The sequence below is a fragment of the Streptomyces sp. NPDC054796 genome, from assembly GCF_053611545.1.
Map to the genome: position 1 here is coordinate 89,533 of NZ_JBSHAO010000003.1, position 26,035 is coordinate 115,567.

The 26,035-nt window shown below is 72.2% G+C and carries 27 protein-coding genes and 2 pseudogenes; 10 read left to right on the plus strand and 19 right to left on the minus strand.

Going from position 1 to position 26,035, the window contains the following annotated elements; all coding sequences use genetic code 11:
* Positions 1-85 precede the first annotated feature (85 nt).
* A complete protein-coding gene (locus tag ACWGJ2_RS03630; RefSeq protein WP_453344284.1) occupies positions 86-1,471 on the minus strand; it encodes an MATE family efflux transporter in 1,386 nt (461 codons plus the stop codon).
* A 742-nt stretch (positions 1,472-2,213) separates the two neighbouring features.
* Between ACWGJ2_RS03630 and ACWGJ2_RS03635 the strand changes: the two genes are divergently transcribed.
* Positions 2,214-5,891, plus strand: a complete 3,678-nt coding sequence (locus ACWGJ2_RS03635; protein ID WP_453344470.1) for a replicative DNA helicase — start codon at positions 2,214-2,216, stop codon at positions 5,889-5,891.
* Positions 5,892-5,981: 90 nt separating this feature from the next.
* On the opposite strand, the gene ACWGJ2_RS03640 is transcribed toward ACWGJ2_RS03635, so the two are convergent.
* Positions 5,982-7,103, minus strand: coding sequence for an epoxide hydrolase family protein (locus tag ACWGJ2_RS03640; protein ID WP_453344285.1), 1,122 nt, complete (start codon positions 7,101-7,103; stop codon positions 5,982-5,984).
* Between the two features lie 52 nt (positions 7,104-7,155).
* A complete protein-coding gene (locus ACWGJ2_RS03645) occupies positions 7,156-8,649 on the minus strand; it encodes an MFS transporter (RefSeq protein ID WP_453344286.1) in 1,494 nt (497 codons plus the stop codon).
* A 51-nt stretch (positions 8,650-8,700) separates the two neighbouring features.
* Here ACWGJ2_RS03645 and ACWGJ2_RS03650 point away from each other — a divergent pair, with 51 nt between their 5' ends.
* Positions 8,701-9,285 (plus strand): CGNR zinc finger domain-containing protein, encoded by a 585-nt coding sequence (locus tag ACWGJ2_RS03650; protein ID WP_453344287.1) that lies wholly within the window; start codon positions 8,701-8,703, stop codon positions 9,283-9,285.
* A gap of 92 nt (positions 9,286-9,377) precedes the next feature.
* On the opposite strand, the gene ACWGJ2_RS03655 is transcribed toward ACWGJ2_RS03650, so the two are convergent.
* Together ACWGJ2_RS03655 and ACWGJ2_RS03660 are read right to left on the minus strand one after the other, a co-directional pair.
* Positions 9,378-9,941 (minus strand): dihydrofolate reductase family protein, encoded by a 564-nt coding sequence (locus ACWGJ2_RS03655; protein WP_453344288.1) that lies wholly within the window; start codon positions 9,939-9,941, stop codon positions 9,378-9,380.
* 115 nt (positions 9,942-10,056) lie between these two features.
* Positions 10,057-10,452, minus strand: coding sequence for a MarR family winged helix-turn-helix transcriptional regulator (locus ACWGJ2_RS03660; RefSeq protein WP_453344289.1), 396 nt, complete (start codon positions 10,450-10,452; stop codon positions 10,057-10,059).
* On the opposite strand from ACWGJ2_RS03660, the gene ACWGJ2_RS03665 reads away from it, so the two are divergent.
* Positions 10,339-10,800 carry a hypothetical protein gene (locus tag ACWGJ2_RS03665; protein WP_453344479.1) on the plus strand — a complete coding sequence of 154 codons (462 nt, stop codon included), beginning with the start codon at positions 10,339-10,341 and terminating at the stop codon, positions 10,798-10,800. The genes ACWGJ2_RS03660 and ACWGJ2_RS03665 overlap by 114 nt on opposite strands.
* Before the next feature lie 117 nt (positions 10,801-10,917).
* On the opposite strand, the gene ACWGJ2_RS03670 is transcribed toward ACWGJ2_RS03665, so the two are convergent.
* The 4 genes and pseudogenes from ACWGJ2_RS03670 to ACWGJ2_RS03685 all read right to left on the minus strand — a co-directional run.
* Entirely contained in the window at positions 10,918-11,652 is a 735-nt protein-coding gene (locus tag ACWGJ2_RS03670) for a dienelactone hydrolase family protein (RefSeq protein ID WP_453344290.1), read from the minus strand.
* A gap of 101 nt (positions 11,653-11,753) precedes the next feature.
* The gene (locus ACWGJ2_RS03675) at positions 11,754-12,515 is read right to left on the minus strand and encodes an SDR family NAD(P)-dependent oxidoreductase (RefSeq protein ID WP_453344291.1); all 762 of its coding nucleotides are present in this window, start codon (positions 12,513-12,515) and stop codon (positions 11,754-11,756) included.
* 68 nt (positions 12,516-12,583) lie between these two features.
* Complete coding sequence (locus ACWGJ2_RS03680) at positions 12,584-13,336, minus strand: SDR family NAD(P)-dependent oxidoreductase (protein ID WP_453344292.1); 753 nt, start codon at positions 13,334-13,336, stop codon at positions 12,584-12,586.
* Between the two features lie 171 nt (positions 13,337-13,507).
* Positions 13,508-13,894, minus strand: a pseudogene (locus ACWGJ2_RS03685) (alpha/beta fold hydrolase); the annotation flags it as partial.
* On the opposite strand from ACWGJ2_RS03685, the pseudogene ACWGJ2_RS03690 reads away from it, so the two are divergent.
* Positions 13,884-14,012: pseudogene (locus ACWGJ2_RS03690) on the plus strand (AraC family transcriptional regulator); the annotation flags it as partial. The pseudogenes ACWGJ2_RS03685 and ACWGJ2_RS03690 sit on opposite strands and share 11 nt — an antisense overlap.
* Positions 14,013-14,077: 65 nt before the next feature.
* Here ACWGJ2_RS03690 and ACWGJ2_RS03695 read toward each other — a convergent pair.
* Positions 14,078-14,950 (minus strand): LysR family transcriptional regulator, encoded by an 873-nt coding sequence (locus tag ACWGJ2_RS03695; RefSeq protein ID WP_453344293.1) that lies wholly within the window; start codon positions 14,948-14,950, stop codon positions 14,078-14,080.
* A gap of 70 nt (positions 14,951-15,020) precedes the next feature.
* Between ACWGJ2_RS03695 and ACWGJ2_RS03700 the strand changes: the two genes are divergently transcribed.
* Both ACWGJ2_RS03700 and ACWGJ2_RS03705 read left to right on the plus strand, forming a co-directional pair.
* Entirely contained in the window at positions 15,021-15,338 is a 318-nt protein-coding gene (locus tag ACWGJ2_RS03700; RefSeq protein ID WP_453344294.1) for a hypothetical protein, read from the plus strand.
* On the plus strand, positions 15,335-16,144 hold the full coding sequence (locus ACWGJ2_RS03705) for an SDR family NAD(P)-dependent oxidoreductase (protein WP_453344295.1): 810 nt from the start codon (positions 15,335-15,337) through the stop codon (positions 16,142-16,144). The genes ACWGJ2_RS03700 and ACWGJ2_RS03705 overlap by 4 nt, the downstream gene beginning before the upstream one ends.
* 44 nt (positions 16,145-16,188) lie before the next feature.
* Here ACWGJ2_RS03705 and ACWGJ2_RS03710 read toward each other — a convergent pair whose 3' ends face one another.
* Both ACWGJ2_RS03710 and ACWGJ2_RS03715 read right to left on the minus strand, forming a co-directional pair.
* The gene (locus ACWGJ2_RS03710) at positions 16,189-16,938 is read right to left on the minus strand and encodes a dienelactone hydrolase family protein (protein ID WP_453344296.1); all 750 of its coding nucleotides are present in this window, start codon (positions 16,936-16,938) and stop codon (positions 16,189-16,191) included.
* A gap of 49 nt (positions 16,939-16,987) precedes the next feature.
* Complete coding sequence (locus tag ACWGJ2_RS03715) at positions 16,988-17,545, minus strand: Lrp/AsnC family transcriptional regulator (RefSeq protein WP_453344297.1); 558 nt, start codon at positions 17,543-17,545, stop codon at positions 16,988-16,990.
* A 68-nt stretch (positions 17,546-17,613) separates the two neighbouring features.
* Here ACWGJ2_RS03715 and ACWGJ2_RS03720 point away from each other — a divergent pair, with 68 nt between their 5' ends.
* On the plus strand, positions 17,614-18,114 hold the full coding sequence (locus ACWGJ2_RS03720) for a DUF2000 domain-containing protein (protein WP_453344298.1): 501 nt from the start codon (positions 17,614-17,616) through the stop codon (positions 18,112-18,114).
* Between the two features lie 15 nt (positions 18,115-18,129).
* Here ACWGJ2_RS03720 and ACWGJ2_RS03725 read toward each other — a convergent pair whose 3' ends face one another.
* Positions 18,130-19,107: an RNA polymerase sigma-70 factor gene (locus ACWGJ2_RS03725; RefSeq protein ID WP_453344299.1), complete on the minus strand. Its 978-nt coding sequence runs from the start codon at positions 19,105-19,107 to the stop codon at positions 18,130-18,132.
* 185 nt (positions 19,108-19,292) lie between these two features.
* On the opposite strand from ACWGJ2_RS03725, the gene ACWGJ2_RS03730 reads away from it, so the two are divergent.
* Entirely contained in the window at positions 19,293-19,778 is a 486-nt protein-coding gene (locus ACWGJ2_RS03730) for a carboxymuconolactone decarboxylase family protein (protein ID WP_453344300.1), read from the plus strand.
* 57 nt (positions 19,779-19,835) lie between these two features.
* On the opposite strand, the gene ACWGJ2_RS03735 is transcribed toward ACWGJ2_RS03730, so the two are convergent.
* Positions 19,836-20,849 (minus strand): zinc-binding dehydrogenase, encoded by a 1,014-nt coding sequence (locus ACWGJ2_RS03735; RefSeq protein WP_453344301.1) that lies wholly within the window; start codon positions 20,847-20,849, stop codon positions 19,836-19,838.
* Positions 20,850-20,988: 139 nt separating this feature from the next.
* Positions 20,989-21,651, minus strand: a complete 663-nt coding sequence (def, locus tag ACWGJ2_RS03740) for a peptide deformylase (RefSeq protein ID WP_453344302.1) — start codon at positions 21,649-21,651, stop codon at positions 20,989-20,991.
* 96 nt (positions 21,652-21,747) lie between these two features.
* Between def and ACWGJ2_RS03745 the strand changes: the two genes are divergently transcribed.
* Positions 21,748-22,344, plus strand: coding sequence for a winged helix-turn-helix domain-containing protein (locus ACWGJ2_RS03745; protein WP_453344303.1), 597 nt, complete (start codon positions 21,748-21,750; stop codon positions 22,342-22,344).
* Between the two features lie 51 nt (positions 22,345-22,395).
* On the opposite strand, the gene ACWGJ2_RS03750 is transcribed toward ACWGJ2_RS03745, so the two are convergent.
* The 4 genes from ACWGJ2_RS03750 to ACWGJ2_RS03765 form a co-directional block, all read right to left on the minus strand.
* Complete coding sequence (locus tag ACWGJ2_RS03750; RefSeq protein WP_453344304.1) at positions 22,396-22,695, minus strand: ribosomal protein L7/L12; 300 nt, start codon at positions 22,693-22,695, stop codon at positions 22,396-22,398.
* Between the two features lie 76 nt (positions 22,696-22,771).
* The gene (locus ACWGJ2_RS03755) at positions 22,772-23,209 is read right to left on the minus strand and encodes an N-acetyltransferase family protein (protein ID WP_453344471.1); all 438 of its coding nucleotides are present in this window, start codon (positions 23,207-23,209) and stop codon (positions 22,772-22,774) included.
* Positions 23,210-23,629: 420 nt separating this feature from the next.
* The gene (locus tag ACWGJ2_RS03760; RefSeq protein ID WP_453344305.1) at positions 23,630-24,553 is read right to left on the minus strand and encodes a GNAT family N-acetyltransferase; all 924 of its coding nucleotides are present in this window, start codon (positions 24,551-24,553) and stop codon (positions 23,630-23,632) included.
* Between the two features lie 4 nt (positions 24,554-24,557).
* Entirely contained in the window at positions 24,558-25,226 is a 669-nt protein-coding gene (locus tag ACWGJ2_RS03765) for a DUF2269 domain-containing protein (RefSeq protein WP_453344306.1), read from the minus strand.
* A gap of 151 nt (positions 25,227-25,377) precedes the next feature.
* On the opposite strand from ACWGJ2_RS03765, the gene ACWGJ2_RS03770 reads away from it, so the two are divergent.
* Complete coding sequence (locus ACWGJ2_RS03770) at positions 25,378-26,019, plus strand: HAD family hydrolase (protein ID WP_453344307.1); 642 nt, start codon at positions 25,378-25,380, stop codon at positions 26,017-26,019.
* Positions 26,020-26,035: the final 16 nt, after the last annotated feature.

Sequence of the window (26,035 nt, forward strand, 5' to 3'; positions counted from 1 at the left end):
TGAGGGCCGCACCCTTTTCGAAGGGTGCGGCCCTTGGCGTGTGCGGGGGCCGTACGCGACGTGGGTCCGTGCCCCGTCAGCCCCGTCAGGCCCGCACCGCTCCCGTGACCACCCAGCGCCCCGAGCGCGCCCGCAGCCACAGGGTGATCATGCGCACTGTCATCATCAGCCCGGCCACCGTCCACCACAGCGCCGTCAGGCCCCCGCCCAGCACCGGGACGAGCAGCGCGACCGGTGCGAAGACGGCCAGCGTCGCCAGCATCGCCCAGGCGAGATAAGGGCCGTCACCCGCGCCCATCAGCACCCCGTCCAGGACGAAGACGACTCCCGCGATGGGCTGGGTCACCGCGACCACCAGCAGTACGGTCGTGAGCTGCGCGATCACGGCGTCGTCCGAGGTGAACAGGGGCATGAACAGCGGCCGTGCCAGCGCCACCAGCGCGCCCAGCACCACGCCCGAGGCGATCCCCCACTCGACCATGCGGCGGCAGGCGGCCCGCGCGCCCTCCGCGTCCCCGGCGCCGAGGTAGCGCCCGATGATGGCCTGGCCCGCGATGGCGATGGCGTCCAGCGCGAAGGCCAGCAGCGACCACAGCGTGAGCGTGACCTGGTGCGCGGCGATCGAGGCGTCGCCGAGCCTGGCCGCGACCGCCGTGGCGATCATGAGGACGGCGCGCAGCGAGAGCGTACGGATCAGCAGCGGCGCGCCCGCCTGGGCGCAGGCGCGGATTCCGGCGGCGTCGGGGCGCAGCGAGGCGCCGTGCCTGCGGGCGCCGCGCACGACCACGACGAGGTAGACGGCGGCCATGGCGCACTGCGCGATGACCGTCCCCCAGGCCGAACCGGCGATGCCCAGGCCCAGGCCGTAGACGAGGGCGACGTTGAGGACGCCGTTCGCCGCGAAGCCGCCGATGGCCACGTACAGCGGGGTCCTGGTGTCCTGGAGCCCGCGCAGCACACCCGTCGCGGCGAGCACGACGAGCATGGCCGGGATGCCGAGGGAGCTGATCCGCAGATAGGTGACGGCGTACGGGGCCGCGGTGTCCGAGGCGCCGAAGAGGCCGATGAGCGCGGGTGCCGTGGGCAGCACGACGGCGATGACGGCGGCGCCGAGCAGCAGCGCGAGCCAGATGCCGTCCATGCCCTGGCGGATGGCGGCGGGCAGGTCGTCGGCGCCGACGCGGCGGGCGACGGCGGCCGTCGTGGCGTAGGCGAGGAAGACGAAGATGTTGACGCCGGTCTGGAGCAGCGCGGCGGCGACGCCGAGCCCGGCCAGCTGGGGGGTGCCGAGGTGGCCGACGATCGCGCTGTCGGCCATGAGGAAGAGCGGCTCCGCGACGAGCGCGCCGAAGGCGGGGAGGGCGAGCGCGATGATCTCGCGGTCGTGGCGCCGGGCCGACGGGCGCCCGGCGCGGGGCGGCCGGTCGCGGTGAGGGCGGCGGGCGCGCCGGGTCACGGAGTGGTCGTTCATGGGTTCCGATCCAAGCATCCACAGGTAATAGTCGCAAGGCGCCACTGTCTATTACGGTGATGTGGGCATGAAGGGTCGCCGGAGGCCGTGCGCGGTGATCGGGGGAGGAGTTCGGCCCGAGTCGCGAAGTTTTTTTCCCGCACAGGGAGTGGATGCCGTCTTCGCAGGTCAGAGACGGCTTTTCGGAGAGGGCACAGACTTCTCCACAGCGCTGTCCCCCGCCTCATGCACAGCTTTGGCCAGCTTCTCCACAGGAAGAGGTCACTCGTCCACACCACCCTGTGGATAACCAGATTGGCTGACGTCAGCCACGGCCCTACCGTAGTGCAGCGCCCACCCCACGTTCCCCTCTTCTTCACCGCGGACTCGACGCGCCGTAAGCGGAGTCGGGCGCTCCATTGTCAGAGGCGTGCCGTAAGAAAGAGGGGCACTGCGGCGAGGTCCGGGCGTGCGCGATCGCCGGACAGGAGGAGGTGGCCGGGTGACTCAGCAGCCCGAACACGTCGAGGACCCCTGGATGGCCGATCTCGACGCCGACCTCGCTCCGGGGCCGGGACCAGGGCCAGGACCTGGCGGTGGCGGAGGCCAGGGACCCGGCGAGCGCTTCCCGTCGGCCCGGCAGCGGCGCGGCGGCGGCCAGTCCGACCGCCACGACCGCGGCATGGACGGCCCCGGCGGCCCCAGCGGCTTCGAACGCGTGCCCCCGCAGGACCTGGAGGCCGAGCAGTCCGTGCTCGGCGGCATGCTGCTGTCCAAGGACGCCATCGCCGACGTCGTCGAAGTCCTCAAGGGCCACGACTTCTACCGCCCCGCGCACGAGACCGTCTACCAGGCGATCCTCGATCTCTACGCCAAGGGCGAGCCCGCCGACCCGATCACGGTCACGGCCGAACTGACCAAGCGCGGCGAGATCGGCCGCGTCGGCGGCCCCGGATACGTCCACTCCCTCGTCCAGACGGTCCCCACGGCGGCCAACGCGGAGTACTACGCCGAGATCGTCCACGAGCGCGCCGTCCTGCGCCGCCTGGTCGAGGCGGGCACGCGGATCACACAGATGGGGTACGCGGCCGACGGCGACGTCGACGACATCGTCAACTCCGCCCAGGCCGAGATCTACGCCGTCACCGAGCAGCGCACCTCGGAGGACTACCTCCCGCTGGGCGACATCATGGAGGGCGCGCTCGACGAGATCGAGGCGATCGGCTCGCGCAGCGGCCAGATGACGGGCGTCCCGACGGGCTTCACGGACCTGGACTCCCTCACGAACGGCCTCCACCCGGGCCAGATGATCGTCATCGCGGCCCGACCCGCCATGGGGAAGGCCCTCGCCCTGGACACCCCGCTGCCCACCCCCACCGGGTGGACCACCATGGGCGAGGTGCGGGTCGGTGACCTGCTGCTCGACGCCGACGGGAAGCCGACCCGGATCACGGCTGCCACGGACGTGCTGCGTGACCGCCCCTGCTACGAGGTGACGTTCGACGACGGCACGACCGTCATCGCCGACGCGGAGCACCAGTGGCTCACCGACACGCGTGCCTCGCGCCGCTCGGCGCACGAGGCGGCCGGCGGGCGGAGCCGGGCGCAGACCGCCTTCCCCTCGGTGAAGACCACGCGGGAGATCGCCGAGACTCTGCGCTGCGCCACGGCCGACCGGCGACTGAACCACTCGGTGCACAACGCCGCCCCGCTGGAACTGCCGGAGCGGGAGCTTCCCGTGCCGCCGTACACACTCGGCGCGTGGCTCGGGGACGGCCACAGCGACGCCGCCCGCATCACCACCGTCGACCCCGAGATCCTCATGCGGATCGAGGCGGACGGCTTCGCCACACGTCAGGTGGGCACGTCGGCGAGCTACGGCATCCGCTTCGCGGAACGGCCCACGAAGCCCGCCGAGCGGCCCTGCGCCGTCTGCGGCGAGAAGTGCTGGGCCGCGGTCTCTCCGCCGCGTTGCCAGGCGTGCCTGAGGCGGAACGGAAGCCTTCAGGCGGCCCTCCGCACCATGGGCGTGCTGGGGGACAAGCACATCCCGCAGGCGTATCTGCGCGGCTCCCTCGCCCAGCGCCGCGCCCTGCTCGCCGGGCTGATGGACACGGACGGCACCGCCGACCGGTCGGGGTACGTCAGCTTCGCCGTGACCAGTCGACGGCTGGCCGAGGACTTCCGGGAACTGCTCGTCAGCCTCGGCTACCGCTGCGGCTGGTCCACGCGGCAGGTGAAGGGGAGGTCCGAGGAGATCTCCACGGTGTACACGGTCACCTTCACCACGTCCGACGAGGTCTTCCACCTGGAGCGCAAGCGCCTCGCCCACAAGGAGTACGGCCGGGACAACCACCCGCGCACCCGCTCCCGCTTCATCACGGACGTGCGGCCACTGCCGAGCGTTCCCGTCCGCTGTGTCCAGGTCGACAACCCGGACCACCTGTACCTGGCCACGCGGTCGATGATCCCGACCCACAACAGCACGCTCGCCCTGGATTTTGCCCGCGCCTGCTCCATCAAGCACAACATGCCCAGCGTCATCTTCTCCCTGGAGATGGGCCGCAACGAGATCGCCATGCGGCTCCTCTCGGCGGAGGCGCGGGTGGCGCTGCACCATATGCGGTCCGGGTCGATGACGGACGAGGACTGGACGCGGCTGGCGCGGCAGATGCCCGGGGTCACGGACTCGCCGCTCTACATCGACGACTCGCCGAACCTGTCGATGATGGAGATCCGCGCCAAGTGCCGCCGTCTGAAGCAGCGCAACGATCTCCAGCTCATCGTCATCGACTATCTCCAGCTCATGCAGACGGGCGGCTCCCGGCGCCCCGAGAGCCGTCAGCAGGAGGTCTCGGAGATGTCCCGTAACCTCAAGCTGCTCGCGAAGGAGCTGGAGGTTCCGGTGATCGCGCTCTCGCAGCTCAACCGTGGGCCCGAGCAGCGCACCGACAAGAAGCCGATGGTCTCCGACCTGCGTGAATCGGGTTGTGTCACGGCGGGTACGCGTGTCCTGCGCGCGGACACCGGTGCCGAGGTGACGATGGGTGAGCTGCTGGAGAGCGGCGAGCGCGATATCCCGGTCTGGTCCCTGGACGAGCGGCTCCGGATGGTCAAAAGGACCATGACGCACGTCTTTCCCAGCGGTCGGAAGGAGGTCTTCCGGCTGCGGTTGGCCTCGGGCCGGGAAATCGAGGCGACGGCCAATCACCCGTTCCTGACGTATGACGGCTGGACCCCGCTGGGGGAGCTGGCCGAAGGCTCGCGGGTCGCGGTGCCGCGCCGTACGGATGCTCCCACCGAGACCGTGCGCCTCCCGGAAGCGGAAGTCGTCATGCTGGCGCACATGCTGGGCGACGGCTGTGTGGCCCCGCGTCAGCCTGTGCACTACATCAGCAACGACGAGGCCAGTCTTCGCGCGGTGGAGGAGGCTGCGGCCCACTTCGGTATCACGCCGAGGCGGAGCCAGCAGGAGACGTGGTGGCACGTCTATCTGCCCGCGCCTCATCGCCTCACCCACGGCCGCCGGAATCCCGTCGCGGAATGGCTGGACGGCATGGGGCTGTACGGGAAGCGCGCGCACGAGAAGTTCCTGCCGGAGCGGGTGCAGGGCCTGCCCGACGATCAGGTACGGCTGTTCCTGCGGCACTTGTGGGCGACGGACGGCTCGGTGACCGTTGCCAAGTCCGGTGCGGTGCGGGTGTATTACGCGACGACGAGTGAGCGGCTCGCCCGGGATCTCCAGCAGTTGATGCTGCGGGTGGACATCCGGGCCCGCGTCCGGCGCGTGGGCAACACGGCGGGCAGGCCCCAGTGGACGGTGGACGTGTCCGGCGTGGAGGACCAGCGGCGCTTCCTGTCCGAGGTCGGGGTGCACGGCGATCGCGCCCGGCATGTGATCGCCGCCGAGGAGCGGCTGCGCGACGTTGTGGCGAACACCAACGTCGACACGGTGCCGAAGGACGTGTGGGGCGCGGTGCGGGAGCTGATGCGCGAGAAGTCGGTGACCACACGGGCATTCCAGGCCGATCTCGGTACGCGGTACTGCGGTGCGGCTCTCTACAACGGGTCACCGAGCCGGGGCCGTCTCGGCCGGGTCGCGGAACTTCTGGAGAGCCAGGAGCTGGAGCTTCTGGCGACGAGCGACGTCTACTGGGACAAGGTCGTCGCCATCGAGAGCCTGGGCGAGCAGGAGGTCTACGACGCGACCGTTCTCGGCACGCACAACTTCGTCGCGAACGGCATCCATATCCACAATTCCATCGAGCAGGACGCGGACATGGTGATCCTGCTGCACCGTGAGGACGCGTACGAGAAGGAGTCGCCCCGTGCGGGCGAGGCGGACCTGATCGTGGCCAAGCACCGTAACGGCCCGACGGCCACGATCACGGTCGCCTTCCAGGGCCACTACTCCCGCTTTGTGGACATGGCTCAGACGTGACGGGGCCGCTGTAGGTTCTCAGGCTTCGTGTCGGACCGTTGCACCGCCCCACCACGTGATTCGTCGGTGACCCAGGGGTGGCACGGGCGGTCAGCGGAACAGGCGGAAGAACCCGCGCACCTGCTTGACCAGCGACTCCGGCTGCTCCAGCGCGGCGAAGTGGCCACCGTGCGGCAGCTCCTCGAACCAGCGCAGGTCGGTGAACCGCAGCTCGGCCTCCCGCCTCGACGGGCGGGTGATGTCGCGCGGGTAGACCGACAGCCCGGACGGCGCGGTCACCTTGTCCCGGAAGTTGGCGAAGCTCTCCCAGTACAGGCGCGCCGACGACGTGGCCGACGCGGTGAACCAATAGACCGAGATCTCGTCGAGGATCGTCTGCCGCGACAACGCGTCCTCGGGATGGCCGTCGTTGTCCGTCCACGCCCAGAACTTCTCGGCGATCCAGGCGGCCTGCCCCGCCGGGGAGTCGGTGAGGCCGTAGCCGAGCGTCTGCGGCCGGGTCGCCTGGATCGCCGAGTACCCCCGGCCGGTGCGCCGCATCTCCTTCTCGGCCTCGAGATTCGCCAGCTCCGCGGGCGTCGGGTCGTCGAACGTGCCCGCCGCCACGGATCCCAGGTTCAGGTGCACGCCGGCGACCCGCTCGGGCGCCACCTCGCCCAGCGCCGCGGACACCGCCGAACCCCAGTCACCGCCCTGCGCGCCGTACCGTTCGTACCCCAGCGAGACCATCAACGTGTCCCAGGCGCGCGCGGTGCGAGTGATGCCCCATCCGGTCGTCGACGGCTTGTCGCTCCAGCCGTACCCGGGCAACGACGGCGCGACCACGTGGAACGCGTCCGCCGGGTCACCGCCGTGCGCGCGCGGGTCGGTGAGCGGGCCGAGGACCTCCAGGAACTCGAGCACCGAACCCGGCCACCCGTGCGTGAGCACGAGCGGGAACGCGTCCGGCTCCGGCGAGCGGACGTGCAGGAAGTGGATGCCCAGCCCGTCGATCGTGTCGCGGTACTGCGGGAACGCGTTCAGCCGCTCGGCGAACCCGAAGTCGTAGTCCTCGGCCCAGCTGCGGCAGAGCTCCTGCGCGTACGCCAGTGGCAGACCCTGTGACCAGTCGTCCACCGGCTCGCGCTCGGGCCACCGTGTCCGTCGCAATCGTTCCCGCAGGTCCGCGATCTCGGCTTCGGTGATGCTGACCTCGAACGGCTCGGCGGACATGGCAAGGCTCCTTACTGGTCAAGGCGTTGTCGGATCAGATGCGGGTGGACCGTCATCGCGGGCTCCCACGCGTGGCGTCGGGTCGGGCGCTGCGGCCGGCGGCAGGGCGCCGGGTCAGGCTGAGGACGAGTCCGGCCAGGGGGAGTGCCGCGAGCACGGCGAGGGCCACCGGCACCGGCGCGATGCTGGACAGACCCGCGACAGCGGCCGGACCGATCCCGCCACCCAGGGCGTTCATGAAGTTGAGCAGACCCTGTGCGGTGTCGCGGTCGTCCGCGGCGACCAGGTCCGGCGCGAGGCTCACCAGTACGGCTTGGGTGCCGGCGAACCCGCACACGGTCGACGCCGTGCCGACGACGATGGGGACCGGCCCGTTGAAGACCGCGACCACGAGCACGCCGACGACGGTGAGTGCCGCAAGCCCGGCCGACACCTGCCAGCCGGTGAACCGGTCGGTCAAGGCGCCGACCAGCCGCCCGGCCAGCACCGAGCAGGCGGCGGCCGGGACCAGGAGCACGCCGGCTTCCAAAGGGCCACCGCCCGTGGCCTGCTCGATCAGGGACGGGGCGCGGAACAGCACCCCGTAGTAGCCGGCGAAGACGGTCCCGCCGATGAGCCCGGACGCCAGGAAGCCGCGGGATGCGATCACCCGCCGAGGCACGAACCCGTCGGGCGTGCTTCGCAGGCGCCACCACAGTCCCGCGGCGGCGAGTGCCCCGGCGGCAGCCACGACGAGCGTGACCGGAGCGGGCAGGCCGACCGAGTGTGCCTGTAGCAATGTGATCAAGGAGCCGGCGAGTACCGACAGCACGGCCGCGCCGACGATATCGAGTCGCCCGGTCGAGCCGTTCCCCTCGCCGCTGCCGCTGCCGCTGCCGCTGCCGCTGCCGCTGCCGCTGCCGCTGCCGCTGCCGCTCCGCGTCAGCGCGCGCCTGCTCGGCAATGCGGCCAGCAGGAGGGGCAGCGCGAGGACCGGGATCGCGAGCACGGCACGCCACCCGAGCCATGCGGTCACCGCCCCGCCCAGCAGCGTCCCGCACCCCGACGCCGTCGCGCCGGCGACCGCGATGATTCCCAGGGCGCGGATCCGTTGCCGCCTGGGAAGGGCGGTGGCCGCGGCGAAGACGGCGATCACGGTCGCGCCCGCCCCGGCGCCGCCGATCAGTCGGCCGACGATCACGACGGACAGTGCCGGCCCGGCTCCGGCGAGCGCGGAGCCCGCGGCGAGCGCCACGACCCCGGCGACGAGGACCTGGAAGGGGCTCCAGCGGACCATGAGCCGACCCGCGACCGGCATCGCGAGCGCGGAGGTCAGCGACCACGCGGCGAGAATCCATGCGGTGGCCCCGAACGGCACCGCGAGTGCGCGGGTGATGGCCGGCAGGGCCACCGACGGCGCTCCCAGCGCCACGTACATCGGCAGCACCAGCATTCCCAGAGTCAGCCCCAGCCGACGCCCGTCCGGGGTGTCGGTTCGCTCCGGTGCCGGGGCCCCTCCGGACGGGATGGTCTGCGGCGTCGTCCCCTGCCGGGTAGTGTGTGACACGCTAAAGCTCCTTTGAGTGTCACATTATGGAGCGGTGAGGAGACACGTCAAATGCGGGATGCGTATTACAGCCCATTGGTGGTCCAGACGGCCGTCGACCTGGCCAACACCTTGAGGCCGATCAAGGGAGAGGACGCGCTCGAGACCGTCGAGCAGCTCCGGGACTTCCTTGACGGCCATCCCGCGGCTGAGCCTCCGAGTTCGGCCGCGAACCAAGGGGCCGGTCCGCGGCGTCTCACCCGCGCCGACCTGGCGGAAGTCCGCGCGTTGCGCGAGACGCTGCGTGAGGTGCTCGAACGGGCGAACGCGGACGCGGTCGGAGCCGCGGCTCTGATCAACGACGGTCTGCGCCGCAGCCGCGCCACCCCGGTACTGCGCCACGAGGACGACCGCTGGTGGACCGAGGTGGCCTCCGACACCGGCTGCTGCTCGGCGCACCTCGCCGCGACCACGCTCAGTGCACTGGCCTCCGTGATCGCCACGCTCGGTCCCGCTCGTCTCGGCGTATGTGCCGGGCCGACCTGCCGGGCCACTTTCGTGGACCTCTCGCGCAACGGCTCGAAGCAGTACTGCACCCGGACCTGCGCGCACCGGGCCAGCGTCGAGGCCTACCGGAGCCGGCGCAGCCCGCGTTGAGCACCGGCACCTGACCTGCCAGGCCGGCTCCGAGGAGCAGCACACCGGGCTCGACGTTTCGGTCACACGCGTGGAGCACGTGTGACGGGTGCTCAGCGGCTCGTCTCGTACCTGGTCAGGATCACGCCGCAGGGAAGCGTCCGGGACTCGACCAGGTTCAGGTTCACCCAGCTGTCCAGCGCGGTGAAGAACGGGGTGCCGCCGCCCACCAGGACCGGTGCGGTGGCCAGCACGTACTCGTCGATCAGCCCGGCGCGCATGGCCGCCCCGGCGAGCGTCGCGCCGGCGATGTCCATCGGGCCGCCGTCCTCGGCCTTGAGCCGGGTGATCTCGGTGACCGCGTCGCCGGTGACCAGGCGGGTGTTCCAGTCGACCTCGTCGACCGTCGAGGAGAACACCACCTTCGACATGTTCCGCCAGCGGCGCGCGAACTCGATCTCCGCCGGGGTGGCGTCGGGCTGCTGGTCGCCGGTCGGCCAGTGGGCGCTCATCGTCCGCCACAGCTTGCCCCCGTACAGCGACAGGTCGGTCGCCCGCAGCTGGTCGGACCAGAACTGGAACAGCTCGTCGCTCGGCACGCTCCAGCCGATGTCGTCGCCGGGCGCGGCGATGTAGCCGTCCAGGGACACGTTCATGCCGTAGCTCAGTTTCCGCATGGCGCCAGCCTTCCGTGAGTCGGGTCGGTCCTACGCGTACGGACCGGCGCGGCGCGGGAAATTCGTCGGTGCGCGATCTGCGCCCGCACGCGGTCCTCAAGGGATACCGGGCGGTTCAGGGGGTGACCGTGTCCGGGAACCGGCGCTGTGTGCGGCCGGCGACGAGGAGTTGGCGGAGGCGTTCGAGCGCGGCGATGAGGTCGGCCCGCTCCTTGTCGTCCGCTCCGGCCAGGGCGTTGGTCAGGGCCTTGTCGGCGCGTCCGGCCCGGCGCTGCTGACCGGCGGCACGGATGGTCTCGGTGACGTCGACCAGTGTTTTGCGGCCGTCGGAGGGGTCGGCCGCGGTGGTGGCCCAGCCGCGTCCCACCAGGGCCCGCACGCTGGTGGAGACGCGGCTTTGGGCCAGGCCGGAGCGCTTGGCGATGTCGCCCACGGCGCTGCGGCCGTTCAGGAAGAGGTACTGGAGGACCAGGAATTCGCCGGGGGCGAGTTCGGGTGCGTCGGCGTCCATGTCTTCGAGGGCGATCTCGGCCAGGCGTCGGCCGAGCTGATCCAGGTCCGCCGCGACCCGGCCGACTCGCGCCTGGTCACCGTCGCGGGCTGGCCCTACGCCGCACTGTGGACGGCCGCGATGGCCCTGCGCCTGGGCTCCGCCTACGGCTCCACCCACTGGTTCACCGACGCCCTCGCGACGTTCTCGGTCCAGCACCAGGTTCCGGCCGCCACGTACGGCACCGCCTTCGTCCTCATGGTCCTGGCCATGATCGCCGTCCGGACCGTCGGCGTACTCGTCCGAGCCCGGCTCGCGGGCGCCACCGCTCCTCCCCACCCCGGTGCCAGTCCTCGATCCGGGACGTGAAGGAGAGCGGAGCCTCGGCCAGCGCGGCGAGACGAACGTCCCGCCGCAACGGCCAGTCGTCGGCCTCGGCCGTGAGAACCCGCAGGCGCACCGTGCGCGCGAGTCCGTCGCGCCCGCTCACTCCGCCGCGGGCGGGCACAGGCACTCGGCGAGCAGGCCGACGATGTCGCGCCAGGCTCGCTCGGCGTGCCGCGGGTGGTAGCCGACGCCGGGACGCACGGTGTGGCCGACCGTCGGGTGGTGGAAGGCGTGCAGCGCTCCGCCGTAGACCACGAGGCGCCAGTCGACGCCCGCGGCCTGCATCTCGGCGGTGAACGCGTCCCGTTGCGCGGGCGGCATGATCGGGTCCTCCGAGCCGACTCCGGCCCACACCGGGCAGCGGATGTGTGCCGCCTCGCCCGGCCGGCCCGTGATCAGCCCGTTGACGGTGGCGATCGCGCGCAGATCGACGCCGTCGCGCCCGAGTTCCAACGCGACCGCGCCCCCGGTGCCGTAGCCGATGGCGGCGATCCGGTCGGGGTCGGTGCGGGGTTCGGCGCGCAGTACGTCGAGCGCCGCGTGGCCGATGTCCCGCATCCGGCCGGGGTCGCCGAGCAGCGGCATGCAACGGGCCAGCATTTCCTCCGGGTCTTCCAGGTAGCGCCCGCCGTGGAGGTCGAAGGCCAGCGCCATGTAGCCCAGTTCGGCCAGAGCCTCGGCCCGGCGGCGCTCGACATCGCTGAGCCCCACTCCCTCGGGTCCGATCAGGACCGCGGGCCGACGGCCGGTACCGGCCGGGAGCGCGAGGTGCCCCGTCATCGTGAGGCCGTCGGCCGGGTATTCGACCGTGCGTGTGGTGACCGTCGTCGTCATGAGCTGGACAGTAGTGAGCGACGGGCCTGCGCGGGCCGGACTTCACCGTCGGCGGAACAGCTCGCCGGTGGGCGCCGGTTGGGCGCGGGTGTGCCGGTGTGTCAGTGTGCGGTGAGGCCGCCGTCGACGACGATTTCGGAGCCGGTGACGAAGGAGGACTCGTCGCCGGCGAGGAAGAGCATCGCCGGTGCGATCTCGTCGGCCCGGCCCGCGCGGGCCATGGGGGTGCGCACGATGTCCGGCTGCTGGTCGCCTTCCTCGTCGAGGATGTCCTGGATCATCGGTGTGGCGATCACTCCGGGGTGGACGGAGTTGACCCGCACGTTGTCGCGCGCGTACTCGACCGCCGCGGTCTTCGACAGGAGCCGCACGGCGCCCTTGGACGCCGTGTACGCGGCGGCGCCTCCTCCGCCGATGAGCCCCATGACCGAGGACGTGTTGATCACCGATCCGCGACCGCTCGCGCGCAGCAGCGGCATGGCCGCCTTCATGCCGAGCCAGGTGCCCTTCTGGTTCACGTCGATGACGCGGTTCCAGGTCAGCTCGTCGGTGGCCTCGACGCCGCTCCAGTCGACGACGCCCGCGACGTTGACGAGGATGTCGAGCCTGCCGAAGCGCTCGCGCACGGTCGTGAGCACGTCGTCCCACGCCTGGGCCGACGCCACGTCGTGGACGGCGGTGACCACCTCGCCGCCGTGTCGCCCGCGCCCGATCCGGGTCTCCAGTTCCGCGAGCGGCCGCGGGGCCGTGTCGGTGACGACGAGGTGTGCGCCTTCGCGTGCGAAGAGTTCGGCGGTCGCCGAACCGATGCCGCCGGTCGCTCCGGTGATCAGTGCGACCTTGTCGTGCAGACGGCTGCTCATGAGGGGTCCATTCGTTCAGTGGTGCTTGGTGCTTGGTGCTTGGTGCTTGGTGTGGGGTGTGTGGCGGTTCAGGCGGCGGTGAAGCCGCCGTCCGCCGCGACGACGGCGCCCGTCATGAAGCTGGAGCGGGCGGAGGCGAGGAAGCCGATGACCTCGGCGATCTCCTCGGGCTGGGCCACCCGCCCCAGGGGGTGCGCGTCGCCGAAGGAGCGCAGGTAGGCGCGGCTGTCCTCGCGGATGCTGTCGAGCAGGTCGGTCTCGATCACGCCGGGTGCCACGGTGTTGGCCCGGATGCCGTGGGGTCCGCCTTCGAGGGCGATGACCTTCGTGAGCTGGGCCAGGGCGCCCTTCGAGGCGGTGTAGGCCGACCCTTCGGGCAGCGCGACCGTGCATGTGTAGGAGCCGACGTTGACGATCGTGCCGCCGCCGCCCTGTTCGCGCATGGCCCGGAACGCCTCGCGGGCGTGGAGGAACGGGCCCCGGGCGTTGACGGCCAGGACGTCGTCCCAGTCCTCCGCTGTGGTCTCGGTGAGCGGCTTGTTCAGCGTCCGGCCCGCGTTGTTGACGAGGATGTCGAGCCTGCCGAAGCGCTCCAGTGCCGTTCCGACCGCGCGTACGGCGGTCTCCTCGCGTGCGACGTCCCCGGTCACGGTGGCCACTCCGGGGAACTCGGCTGCCAGCCGCTCCACCTCGGGCCGGATGTCCTCGGCCACCACTCGGGCCCCGTTCTCGTGCAGCCACGCGACGGTCGCCCGGCCGACGCCGCGTGCGGCGCCGGTGACGAGGGCCGTCGCGCCGCGCACGCCATCTTGCTGACTCATGGTTCTGGTTCCCGTCCCTGTTCCTGGCCCTGCCTGTGCTCTCGCGGGCTCGATGCGATGCCTTGCGCTTCGAGTCTGCGCAGGTCAGGGCCCCGTAACCAGGACGCGTACTGCCTGGGTGCGGCACACCCAGGCAGGCGGGCACGGGCAGGCGGGCGAGCGGGTGGAGCGTCAAGTGGTCCCGGGCGCCGGGCCGGGGCGGCCCCTGGTGAAGGCCAGCAGAAGCGCGGCGGTCCGCTGCGGCTCCTCCAGGATGGGCGTGTGCCCGGCACCGGGCAGCCACTCGACCGTCGCGCCCGGGACGACGCGGTAGTCGGCCGCTGACGAGGGCCGCCATCTGCGGACCTGGCCGCCGAAGATCACATGCAGCGGCTTGCCGAGGTCCGTCAGCCTGTCCGGGAGCGTCCGCTGTTCCAGATACGCGGTGTACGCCTGCATCGCCGCGCCGATCGCGCGGTAGGACATGCCGCGCAGCTCGTCGACGAGTTCCCGCGGTACGCGGTATCCCTCGCGGAATGCGGGGTCCGCGAAGCGGCGGATCTGCTCGTCGGACGGCGGCTACTGCGACCAGTCCCATCTGCACCGGGACGTCATGGAGTTCACCGGCGCGACGCCGACGGCCGTCGTGGGCGAGCCGTTTCTGACCGTCGACGACCGCGCGTGGCCGACAGGTTGACGGTCACCCACGCACAACCCACGGCTCACGACCGGACGTTGGACGCCGGCCGCTGACCGCGCGCCTCAGCTGTTCCGGGCCGCCGCCCGTGACCTGAGCGCGGCGGCCACGAAGGACGCGACCATCGGGCGACGGTCCTGCTCGTTCCAGGCCAGCACGAGGCGGCTGGGCGGCGCGTCGGTCACCGGGACGCGGACCAGCCCCGGCGGGACCGGCTCGACCAGCGAACGCGGAAGCACCCCGACCATCCGGCTCACCCTGATCATGTGGAGGAGCTGGACGACGTCGGCGACCTCGGGCCCGTCGCCGTCACCCCCGGGGTCCCCGGGGACCCCGGGCACCCCCTTCCAGCGCGGCAGCGTCTCGCCCTCCAAGTCCGCCTGGCGTACCGAAGCGCGCCCGGCCAGCCGGTGCCCGGACGGGACGATGACCACGCGGTCCTCCGCGTGCAGCGTCTCGTGGGCCAGCCCTTCGAGGGCGTCGAACGGCACGTAGAGCAGGCCGACGTCGGCCCGGCCGCCGAGCAGGAAGTCCGCGCGGTCGGCGGGGCCGCTGAAGAGGATGTCCACCCGGCGCGCTTCGTGCTCGTGCGCGTACTCGGCCAGGATCGGGGACAGCAGGCCCGCGTCGCCGCCGGGCTTGAGGACGAGCCGCAGATGGCCCCGGGGATCAGCGGCACGACGGGCGCTCTGGACGGCGGCGCCGACCGCGTTGAGCGCGTGCCGCCCGTGTTCCCGCAACGCCTCCCCCGCCGGGGTCAGTTCGACGTGTCTGCTGGAGCGGATGAACAGGGGGACGCCGAGCCGGGTCTCGATCCGCCGGATCGCCTTCGACAGCGCGGGCTGGGCGATCGAGAGCCGGGCCGCCGCCCGGCCGAAGTGCAGTTCTTCGGCGACGCCGAGGAAGTATTCCAGCTCGCGGGTCTCCAGTTCGGCCATGCCTGTAGGTTATCGCTGAAGAACGAACGGGTCTTGGACTCCGACGGGGTGCGCGCTCAAGAATTGCCACATGATTCAGCACACAATGATCGTTTCCTTTGACCAGCCGCTGCCGGATGCCACGCTCGGCCAATACCTCGCGGACATCGAAAAGACCATGCTCGACACCGGCCTCGTCCGGTCCTTCGAGGCCCGGCGCCACCTTCCCGTCCCCGGCGAGGAGGCCGTTCCGGCGCTGATAGCGACCGCGATCGTGCGGGTCGACGTGGCCGACACCGACGCGCTGACGAAGGCGTTCGCCGCGCCAGGGCTGCACGAGGTCATCGAGCGCTGGCAGTCGCGGCACCCGTACAAGGTCGCCTGGGCCAACCACGAGCCGCTGGCATGAGCGGCGTACCCCGGAACGCGGGCGACGTTTCCGCGAACGCGGGCGGCGTTTCCCCGGACACGAGTGACGTCTCCCGGAAGGCGGGGCTGGTCACCGGCGGCGGCAGCGGGATCGGCCGCGCGGCGGCGCTGGGGCTCGCCCGCAGCGGCGCCGCCGTCGCCGTGCTCGACATCGACGGCGGCACGGCTGCCGAGACCGTCGAGCTGATCAGGAAGGACGGCGGGGAAGCGCTGGCTGTCACCGTCGACATCGCCGACGAGGGCTCCGTGCGGGCGGCCGTCGAGCGCACCAGCTCGGCGTACGGCGGCCTCGACTTCGCCGTCAACAGCGCCGGTCTGGCCTCGCTCCACCGGCGGCTCGACCAGATGCCCCTGGACGAGTTCGCGCGCGTGGTCCACGTCAACCTGGCCGGGACCTTCCTGTGCATGAAGTACGAACTGCCCCTGCTCAAGGACGGCGGCGCGATCGTCAACATCGCGTCCAACGGCGGCCTGTACGCGATCCCGACAGCGCCCGCCTACGTCGCCGCCAAGCACGGCATCGTCGGCCTCACCAAGACGGCCGCCGTGGACTACGCGCCGCGGGGCATCCGCGTCAACGCCGTCTGCCCAGGGCCGACCCGCACACCCGGCTTCGAACGGGTCGCGGCCGGTACCGACATGATCGCGGCGCAGGAGGCGAGCACTCCGCTCGGCCGGATGGCCACGCCGGACGAGGCCGCGGCAGCGGCGGTCTGGCTCTGCTCGGACGCGGCCTCCTACGTCACCGGGATCGCGATGTCCGTCGACGGCGGACGGCGGGCATGAGAGCGGAGTGAGGGCGGCGTGAGGGCGGGCGGGTCCGGCCGCCCTCAGCCGTTGCCCAGGGTGCGGGCGAGGAGGGGGAGCAGGCGGTCCCAGTGGCGCTGGAGTCCTGAGGCGTCGAAGGCGTCGGTGTCCGACATGGTGAAGCCGTGGACGGTGCCGGGGTAGACCTCGGTCGTGTAGCCGACGCCCGCGGCGTCCAGTTCCTTGCGCAGCTCCGCCAGGGCCTCGGGCGTCAGATCGCCCTCGGCGAGGCCGAGGTGGACCTCGGCGGTGAGCCGGTGGGCGGAGCGGTGCGGGCTGTCGGGCGCGTCGGTGACCAGGAGGCCGGGGTGGAATCCGGCGACGGCGGCCACCTTGCCGGGGTGGGCGGTGGCGGTGCGCAGCGCCAGCGCCGCGCCCAGGCAGTAGCCGGTCACGCCGACGGGCCCGTCCGAGACCTCGGCCCTGGCGGTGAGGAAGTCGAGGTAGGCGTCGGCGTCGCGCAGGACGCGCTCGGCGGTGTGCGCCTCGATCAGGGGCATCAGCCGGGCGAAGACCTCGGGCCGCGCCTCTTCACCGATGTGCTCGGGCAGTTCGACCACCGGTGCCGGGCCGTGCCGGTAGTAGAGGTTGGGGACGAGTACGTAGTACCCGTGCCCGGCCAGCTCACCGGCCATCCTCTCCAGCACGGGCCGCACGCCGAAGGCGTCCGGGTACAGCAGCACGCCCGGGTGCCGCTCGCCCCCGTCGGGGTAGGCGGCGAAGGCGTCGGCCTGGCCGTCCGGGGTGGGAATCCGCAGTGACGTGGTGGGCACGTTCTTCCTTTCCTGGGCTGACGAGGGGCGACTGACTCCAGCTCGCAACTCATCCGCCTCCCGCGATGTTCCCGGGGCTCCCGGCACGGGGGTGGGCGCGTGCGGGGCCCGTCGGCTCGATGCGGCGGGACTGGACGTGCTCGTAGACCATCGTGGTCTGTACGTCGGCGACTTCGCGGCGTTCGGTGAGCCGGTCGATGACGAAGGCGTACACACCGTCCACGTCCGGTACGGCGATGTGGAGGAGGAAGTCGTGGCTGCCCGAGGTGACGAACAGGCCGATCACCTCGGGCAGCCGCGCCGCCCACTCCCGGAAGCCCTCGATGACGGCGCGGGCCGGGGGCCGGATGCGTACCGAGATGAGGGCCTGGAGGGGACGGCCTGCCGCGTCGAGGTCCAGGGCCGCGTGGTAGCCGGTGATCACGCCGCGCTCGCGGAGCAGCCGCACCCGCTCCAGCGAGGTGGAGGGCGAGACCCCGGTCTTGGCGGCGAGGTCGCGGTTGGTCTGCCGTGCATCGTTCTGAAGCTCCCGCAGCAGGGCCAGGTCCAGCGCATCAAGTTCCACAGAACCGACTGTACGCCGAATGATGTGCGGTCGCCGGTGCATGGAGCCGGACTCCTGCCTAGCCTCGGCGGCCAAGAACGCACGAAAGAATGACCCGTAGGAGCGAGCGCATGTCTGTCGAGTCCGTGGAGAACGCGTCTGGTGCGACGACATCGGTGGGCTTCGCGCCCGAGGAGCTGGACTTCGGCCTCTCCACCCGCCAGGTGCGGCTGAAGTGGGTCGTGGTCGTCGACACCGCGCTGCCGTCCGGGCGCGCTGCCAACGCCGCCATCTGCGCCGCGGCGCCCACGGTCGCCGCGGTCTCTGGGCTGCTGGGCCACGGGGTGGCCGACGGGGAGGGGACCGTGCACCCGGGGCTGCCCTGGACGGGCTGCTCGGTGCTCACCGCCGACGCCGCCACGCTGCGCACTCTCCGCGCCAAGGCGGCCTCCCGCGCCGACACCTTCGTCGCCGACGTCCCCGTCGCGGCCCAGAGCACCCGCGTCTACAACGACTTCGCCGACGAGGTGGGCAAGAGCCGGACGGAGGACCTGGACTACTGCGCGATCAGCATCGTCGGCCCCCGTAACCGCGTCGACAAGATCGTCGGAAAGCTCCCCCTCATGCCGTGATCCGACGCCCCTGACTCAGGGGGCGGCGCGGCGCAGGGTGGTCGCGCGTCGCATGTGGGAGAGCTTCTCGGGGTTGCGCACGGCGTAGAGGCCGGTGACGAGGCCGTCGTCGACGCGCAGCGCCACGACGGTGTCGATCTCGCCGTCGACGTGGAGGGTCAGCGCCGGGTAGCCGTTGACCTGGGCCGGGCGCAGCGAGCCCACCACGGAGAGCCTGCTCAGCCCGTTGGCCAGCAGGCGGGCCACCTTGTCGGCCCCCACGACGGGGCGGGGGAGCGCCTGCTTGATGCCGCCGCCGTCGCCGAGGAAGACGACTTCCGGCGCGAGGATGTCGAGCAGGCCCTGGAGGTCGCCGGTCTCGGTCGCCCGCTGGAACGCGTCGAGCGCGTGCTTGGCCTCGGCCGGGGTGACGGTTCCGCGCGGGCGGCGCGCCGCGACGTGTGCCCGCGCCCGGTGGGCGATCTGCCGGACGGCGGCCGGGTTCTTGTCGACGGCCTCGGCGATCTCGTCGTAGGCGAGGTCGAACACCTCGCGCAGCACGAACACGGCGCGCTCGGTCGGGGCGAGCGTCTCCAGCACCAGGAGCATGGCCATCGAGACGCTGTCGGCCAGCTCGACGTCCTCGGCCACGTCGGGCGCGGTGAGCAGCGGCTCGGGAAGCCAGGGGCCGACGTAGGACTCCTTGCGGCGGCCGAGGGTGCGGAGGCGGCTCAGCGCCTGGCGCGTGGTGATCCGGACCAGGTACGCGCGCCGGTCCCGCACCGTTTCGAGATCGACGCCCACCCACCGCAGCCAGGTCTCCTGGAGGACGTCCTCCGCGTCCGCGGCGGAGCCGAGCATCTCGTAGGCGACGGTGAAGAGCAGGTTGCGGTGGGCGACGAACGTCTCGGTGGCCGAGTCGGCGCCTCCGGTGTCCGCGCGTCCGTCGTCGGCAGGCCCCGTGCGCTCCCCGTGCCGCCCGTGCTCCTCGCGCTCCCCGTGTGCGTTCCTCATCGGCTGCCCCTGTCCGCTCGCTCCCGGCGCTGTCACGCGCGCTGTCACGCGCACAAGACGCCGGTGCCCGTGCCGTTGTGACACTCCTGCGCGGTGGCGCACGTCACACGGGCGACCCGTCACAGGGGGCGGCGGCGCGGCATCTCGTGTTCGTCCCGTAGGAGACCACGAGTGAGGACGACGCCATGGACGCCCGGTTCAACATGTTCGGGAACGAGCTCGGCAAGAAGTTCAGCAAGCGGTTCGCCAACGCCGGCATGCCGATCCAGCAGTCGACGCTGCCGAAGTCCACGCAGGAGCTGATGGCGCTGCGCGCCAGCCAGATCAACGGCTGCGGCTGGTGCATCGACGCGCACACCAAGGACGCCACGGCCGCCGGGGAGAGCCCGGTGCGGCTCCACCTGGTCGCCGCCTGGCGCGAGGCGACGGTGTTCACGGAGGCCGAGCGGGCCGCGCTGGCGCTCGCCGAGGAGGGCACCAGGATCGCCGACGCGCACCAGGGCGTGTCCGACGAGACCTGGGCCCAGGTGCGCAAGCACTACGACGACGACCAGACCGCCGCGCTCGTCTGCCTGGTCGCCATGATCAACGCGGCCAACCGGCTCGCCGTGATCGTGCACCAGCGGGGAGGCTCCTACGAGCCCGGCATGTTCGCCGAGCTGCTCGACTGACGGGGCAACCTGGTCGGATCCGGCCCGGTCCGGGCCGGGCCCGACCCCCCGTCGGCGTCAGGGCACGTCGAGCAGGATCTTGCCGACGACGCCCTGTTCCAGCGCGGTGTGCGCTTCGACGGCGTGCTCCAGCGGGAACCGGTGCAGCGGCAGCCCGGCCTCCTCGCCGACGCGCAGCGCGCCCGCTTCCACGGCCGCCGCGACATCGGCGACCGCCTGCCGCTTCGCCGCGTCCGGCACGGTGTAGACGAAGACGCTCTGCCAGCGCAAGTTCGCCGACAGCGTGGCGAGCACCGGGACGGACAGGTGCTCGTCCTCGCCGCCCGCGTAGTAGGCCACCACGGCGCCCCGCGCGGCCACCGCGAGGTCGAGCGCGGAGTTGGCGCCCGGCGCGACCTCCACGACGATGTCGACGCCTCCGGGCGCGAAGGCCAGGATCTCCGTGGCCGCGTCCTGCGCGCGGTAGTCGACGACGTGGTGCGCACCGGCCGCGTGCGCCAGTGCCGCCTTGGCTGGGCCGCTGACGGTGGTGACCACGCGTGCCCCGGCCCAGCGCGCGAGCTGCACGGCCGCGTTGCCGACAGCCCCGGCACCGCCCGCCACCAGCACCGTCGCGCCGTCGAGGCTGCCGGGCGCGAGCCGTCCGGGGCCGCGGTCCTGGACGGTCAGCGCGCGGTGCGCCGTCAGCGCCGGGATGCCCAGGGCCGCGCCGAGCGCGAACGAGGCGTGTCCGGGGAGGGCGACGGCGTGCGCGTCGGGGACGAGCGTGTACTGCTGCGCCGTGCCCCACGGCCGCTCCCACGCGGCCTCCCAGATCCACACCCGCTGCCCGACCCGCGCCGGGTCCACCCGCGGGCCGACGGCGTCGATGACCCCGGCGCCGTCCTGGTGGGGCACCTGCTCGTCGATGCCGGGCGCCAGTGGACGCCTGCGGGTGCGCCAGTCGGTGGGGTTGACGCCCGAGACGCGCACACGGACCCGTACCTCGCCGGGGCCCGGCTCGGGGACGGGCCGCTCGACGAGCCGCAGGACGTCGGGGTCACCGGCCGTTGTCCGGACGACGGACTTCATCTCTCACCTGGTCTTCGCTCGCGCGGTCTTCGTTCGCGCGCCCGTGCTCGGGAGGGGCCCTGGGGGCGCCTCACCTGAACCCCCGCGCGGAGCCGGGTATTCCGGAGCGGCCGGAGCGGAGTCCTCTCGGCGGCCGGGGTCAGTGGCCCAGGGCCGTCGCCTTGGTCGCGCGTCGCGCGAAGACGTCGTCACGGCGGTCCGACATCTGCCGCAGCGCGTCCTTGCGGTCCCGCTTCGAGAGCCGGTCGAGGTAGGTGTGGCCGAGGAGGTGATCGACCTCGTGTTGCAGGCACCGCGCGAAGTACCCCGTCCCCTCGATGACGAGGGGTTCGCCGTGCTTGTCGAGGCCGCGCACGACGGTGCGGTCCGTGCGCGGAACCGTCATGGCCGCGCCGGGCACGGACAGGCAGCCCTCGAACTCGTCGACGAGGCGGCGGCTGCCCGGCTCCGGCGGGTCCAGCACGGGATTGACGAGGTGACCGACGTGCCGGATCCCGTCGTCGTCCGGGCAGTCGTAGACGAACAGCCGCAGGCCGACGTCCACTTGGTTGGCGGCGAGCCCGGCGCCGTCGGCCACGTGCATCGTCAGGAACATGTCGTCGATCAGCGCCGACAGCTCCGGGGTCCCGAACGCGGTCACCTCCCGGCACGGGCGGCTCAGGACCTCCTCGCCCACCTCCGTGATCCGGCGCACCGAACCGCGCTCCGCCTCCGGGGGCAGCGCGGGGTACGCGTCGACGGGGCGGCCCTGTACGCGGACCCGGCGGTCGACGGGACGCGGTTGCTCTCGACGAGCGGACATGGCTGGCTCCCCTTCCGTACATGTCTCGTACGTCTCATACGCCTCATGTGCCTCGGCGGCTTGCCAAGGGCTTTGCAAAGTAGCAGACTTTGCAAAGTGACTGAAGACGACCTCTCCACCTCTCCCGAGGCCGGTACGGGTACAGGCGTCGGCGATGGGCTGCCCGAGCACGAGGTCCGCACCGCGCTGCTGGACCTGCTCGCGGAGGTCGGCGCCGTCACGGCGACCGAGGCCGCGGGGCGGCTGGGATACAGCTCCGGGCTCTGCTCGTTCCACCTGCGCCAGCTCGCGCGGCACGGGTACATCGAGGAAGCCCCGCACAACGGAGGCCGCGCGCGGCCCTGGCGGCTGCGGCGGCGGGACGGCGGCGCAGCGACGACGGGTGTGGGCGGCGACGGGCTCGGTGATCTGGCGCGGGGGCTGGAGGACGAGAGCTGGCAGCGCTGGCTCGCGCAGCGTGCGGAGGCGCCGCCGGAGTGGCGTCGCGACGAGGCGTTCAGCGCCGTCGCCTATCTGACGCCCGAGGAGATGGGGCGGGTCGCGGACGCCGTACGACGGGCGCTCGCCCCCTACCAGGACCGCGAACACCGCCCCCTGGCCCGGCCCGAGGACGCCCGACCCGTGGCCCTCATCAGCCGCCTGTTCCCGCTGCTGCCGCACGAGGCGGACGAGGCTGAGCAGGGCCAGGGCTGAGGGAGTGGCCGAGGGAGCGCGGGCTCTCGTGCCCGGTGCCCTGACCGAAGGTCAGCGGGGGACGCCGGGGATGCGCTCGACCGCTTCCTTGGCCTCGACCAGATCCGCGCCGGTCACCTCGCGGTAGCGCTTGATCGCCTTGATCTTCTTCCCGCTCAGCGCCAGTTCGCGCACCTCCTGGAGGCGCGGGTCGGAGTCGTCGATGCCCAGGTGGCTCAGCGCCTGGTCGAGCCTGCGCTCGGTGCGGGCGATGCGGCGGTCGGTACGGCGCCGCTGGTTCTCCATGCCGCCCAGGACGAGACCGAAGCCGACGACGGCGATGGCGAGTACGACCGCGAGTGTGCTGTCCATGGGGCGTGATCCTCATCGGGCTGACGTGACGTGACGTGACGTGTCGTGACGTACGGGGCGGAGCCGTGGTGCGCGCTCAGAGCATCATCTTGAAGCCCAGGTGCGAGGCTTCGAAACCCAGCCGCTCGTAGAAGCGGTGCGCGTCGACGCGGGTGGCGTCGGACGTGAGCTGGACCAGGACGCAGCCCTGACGGCGCGACTCCTCGATGGCCCACTCGATGAGCCGGGTGCCGAGGCCGTCGCCGCGCGCGTCGGTGTGCACGCGTACGGCCTCGATCAGCGCGCGCGTCGAACCGCGCCGCGACAGGCCGGGGATGACGGTGAGCTGGAGGGTGCCGACCGTGGCGCCGTCGCGTTCCGCGACCACCAGGTGCTGGTTGGGGTCCTTGTCCAGCCGGTCGAAGGCGGCGCGGTACACGGCCGGTTCGTCGGGGGACTCGCGCTCGGCGCCCAGATGGTCGTCGGCGAGCATGCCGACGATGGCCGGGAGGTCCTCGGGAGTCGCGCGGCGCATGGTGAGCGGCGGCGCGGAGCCCGCGTCCGGCGCGGGACGCGAGGGTGACGACGGTGACGAAGGCGCAGTGCTCATGATCGGCAGCCTACGCCCCGTGTTCCGGGCCCACACGGGGCCTGCGGAGGTGGGTGCGACGCGGTACGGGGTGCGCTGTGACGCGGTGCGTCGCTGGTGCGGTTCGCCGCCGTGCCCGGCTGCGGGTCGGGTTCGGCTGGGGTGGCCTTGGCCGGCTACGGGGGGAGTGCGGTGGGTGCGCAGGGAGTGGGCTGGTGGTGGGGGGGGCAACTGCTGCCGCGACGGGGTTGCGCGGATCGTGGTCGCTCCGCGTCGGTCCCGCGTCGTCGGGGTGGCGGAGCGTGTCGGCCGCGCGGGGTGCGTGGCTGGGCTCGTGGTGGCGCGTTCCTCAGCGGGGCGCGCGCTTCAGCCCAGGGCTACGGAGTAGGGCGCGAAGCGGCGGGTGATGTCGCCGGGGATGTCCGGGGCCGAGTGGACCATGAGGGTGCAGGTGAAGTCGCCGGAGAGGCCGTGGGCGCGGAGCCACCCGTCGAGTTCGGGGTGGCGGGAGTCGACGTCGAAGCGGATGCGGCCCGGTGCGTGGGTGCCGAGATCGGCGATGAGGGCCTGCGCTGTGGGGAGGTCCTCGGCGACGACGGGGCCCAGCACTGTCTCGTGCGTGTTGGGCCAGGCCGCGGCGAAGCCGGTGAGCGTGCCGTGTGCGGTCTCGGCGACGATGAGGCGGTCGGCGAAGGCGGGGAGGCGGGCGAGCAGTTCGGTGCGGTCCGTGCCGAAGGCGGGCGCGTCGAGCGCGATGATCGACGGGAGGTCGGCGGCCGTGGCGCGGCGCACGGGGACGACGGAGGCGGGCTCGTCGGCCGAGTCGCCCGCCCCGGAGAAGCCGGGGAAGCCGGAGAAGTGGCCCCGCAGGGTGACGATGCTGCCGACGGCCGTGAAGCCCAACTGCTCGTAGAGGGGGCGGCCGTACACGGTGGCCGAAAGGAAGCACGGCAGGCCACCGGACTCCGCGAGCGCGTGCTCCATCAGCCTGCGCCCGAGCCCGCGCCGTGCGTGGCGCTCGGCGACCAGGACCATGCTGACGCAGGTGAACTCGTTCCCGTACGAGGTGAGGACGTAGACGCCGATGAGGCCGCCGCCCTGATCGCCGGGGGGCGCGTCCACGCCGTACCCCTGCCCGGCCGTGAGCAGCAGCCGCCACTTGTGCTCCTCCCGCGCCCAGCCCCTGTCCTCGGCGAGGTCGGCACACGCGGCGAGATCGGCGACGGAGAGCCTGCGGACGGGGAGCCCCGTGAGCGCGGCTGCTGAGGTGGGGGAAGACGACGTGGTCACGGGGTCAGGCTGTCTGATGAGCGGGGTCCGCTTCCACCGAATTTCGGTCATACGCGCGATCTTCCGCGCCTGCTTTCTCGCGCGTCACCGCCCGGCCGTCCTCCCGTTCCCGTGCGACGTGTGCCGTCCGGGCTCCGCCTGCCCGGCGTGCGGCGCCTGCCCCACGTGCCCCGCGTGCCGCCTCGCGCAGGCGGCGGCCCCTGCGCGTCGGGCCCCAGGGCTTGAGCACCGAGATCGCGGTCAGGAAGACGTACAGGGTCAGCGACACGACGGGCGGCGCGATCATCCCGGCTGCCCTGACCGTGCCGCCCTCGGCGCTGAGCGCTGCGGCGTCCTGGACGGCGGGACGGAACGCGAGGAGCGTCATCAGGGTCGCGGCGAGCGTGAGCCAGAACTTCGCGTACACCCACCGGTACCGCGCCAGCCCCCACGGCGTCCCCAGCGACAGCACGAGCCCGGACAGCAGCGACGTCAGCGCGATGGGTGCCAGCAGCCAGTCGCCGAAGACGCGCATGGAGCCGTAGGCCGCCGCGGCCTCGTCGGACGACGGCGGGGACAGCGCACCGGCGACGCCGAGCGCGAGCAGGCACAGGGAGATGCCGGGCCAGGCGACGGAGACGACGACGTGGACGACGAGGGCGGCTCTGCGCACGGGCCGCGAGAGAGGTTTCATGCTCCCCACCCTGCTGACACGCGCACGGGTGCGCGTCTGACGGCGGGAGTATCCGCGCGTACTCGGGGGCGAGTACGCCGCTGTACGTCTCTGTACGCCTCTGCAAGAAGACGGGTGAGAGCACGCCCCGCACGCCTCTACCATCACCCCCATGACGCGATCGACCCGGCTGCATCTCTTCGACCTCGACGGAACGCTGATCCACGGCTCCGCCGCCTCCGTGGAGATCGCCAGGCAGCTCGGTCTGGAGCGCGAGATCCGGGAGCTGGAACGGGACTTCGCTGCGGGGGAGCTGACCCCGCCCGGCTTCGCGGCCCGCGCCCGCGACCTGTGGGACGAGTTGACGGACGCGCATGTCTCCGCCGCGTTCGAGGGGGCGCCGTGGCTCGATGGCATCCGCGAAGTGTGGCGGGATATCCGGGCGCGCGGGGAGCGTTGTGCGGTCATCTCGCTGTCGCCGGATTTCTTTGTCAGCAGGCTGCTGGCGTGGGGTGCGGACGCGGCTTATGGTTCCCGGTGGCCGGAGGTTCCGTTCCGCGAACCGCTGGACCCCGCCGGGATTCTGTCGCCCGCCGCCAAGGTCAAGATCGCGGACGAACTCTGCGCGAAATTCGGGGTGCGGAGGTCGGACTGCGTGGCTTACGGCGATTCGCTCTCGGACGCCGAGCTGTTCGCGACGGTGCCGGTCTCCGTGGCCGTCAATGCGGACCGGCACGTCAGCGGTATCGCCTCGCACAAGTACAGCGGTCGTGATCTTCGGGAGGCATACGGACTCGTCTGTTACGGGCGGTAATTCTCCGCTTAGTGGC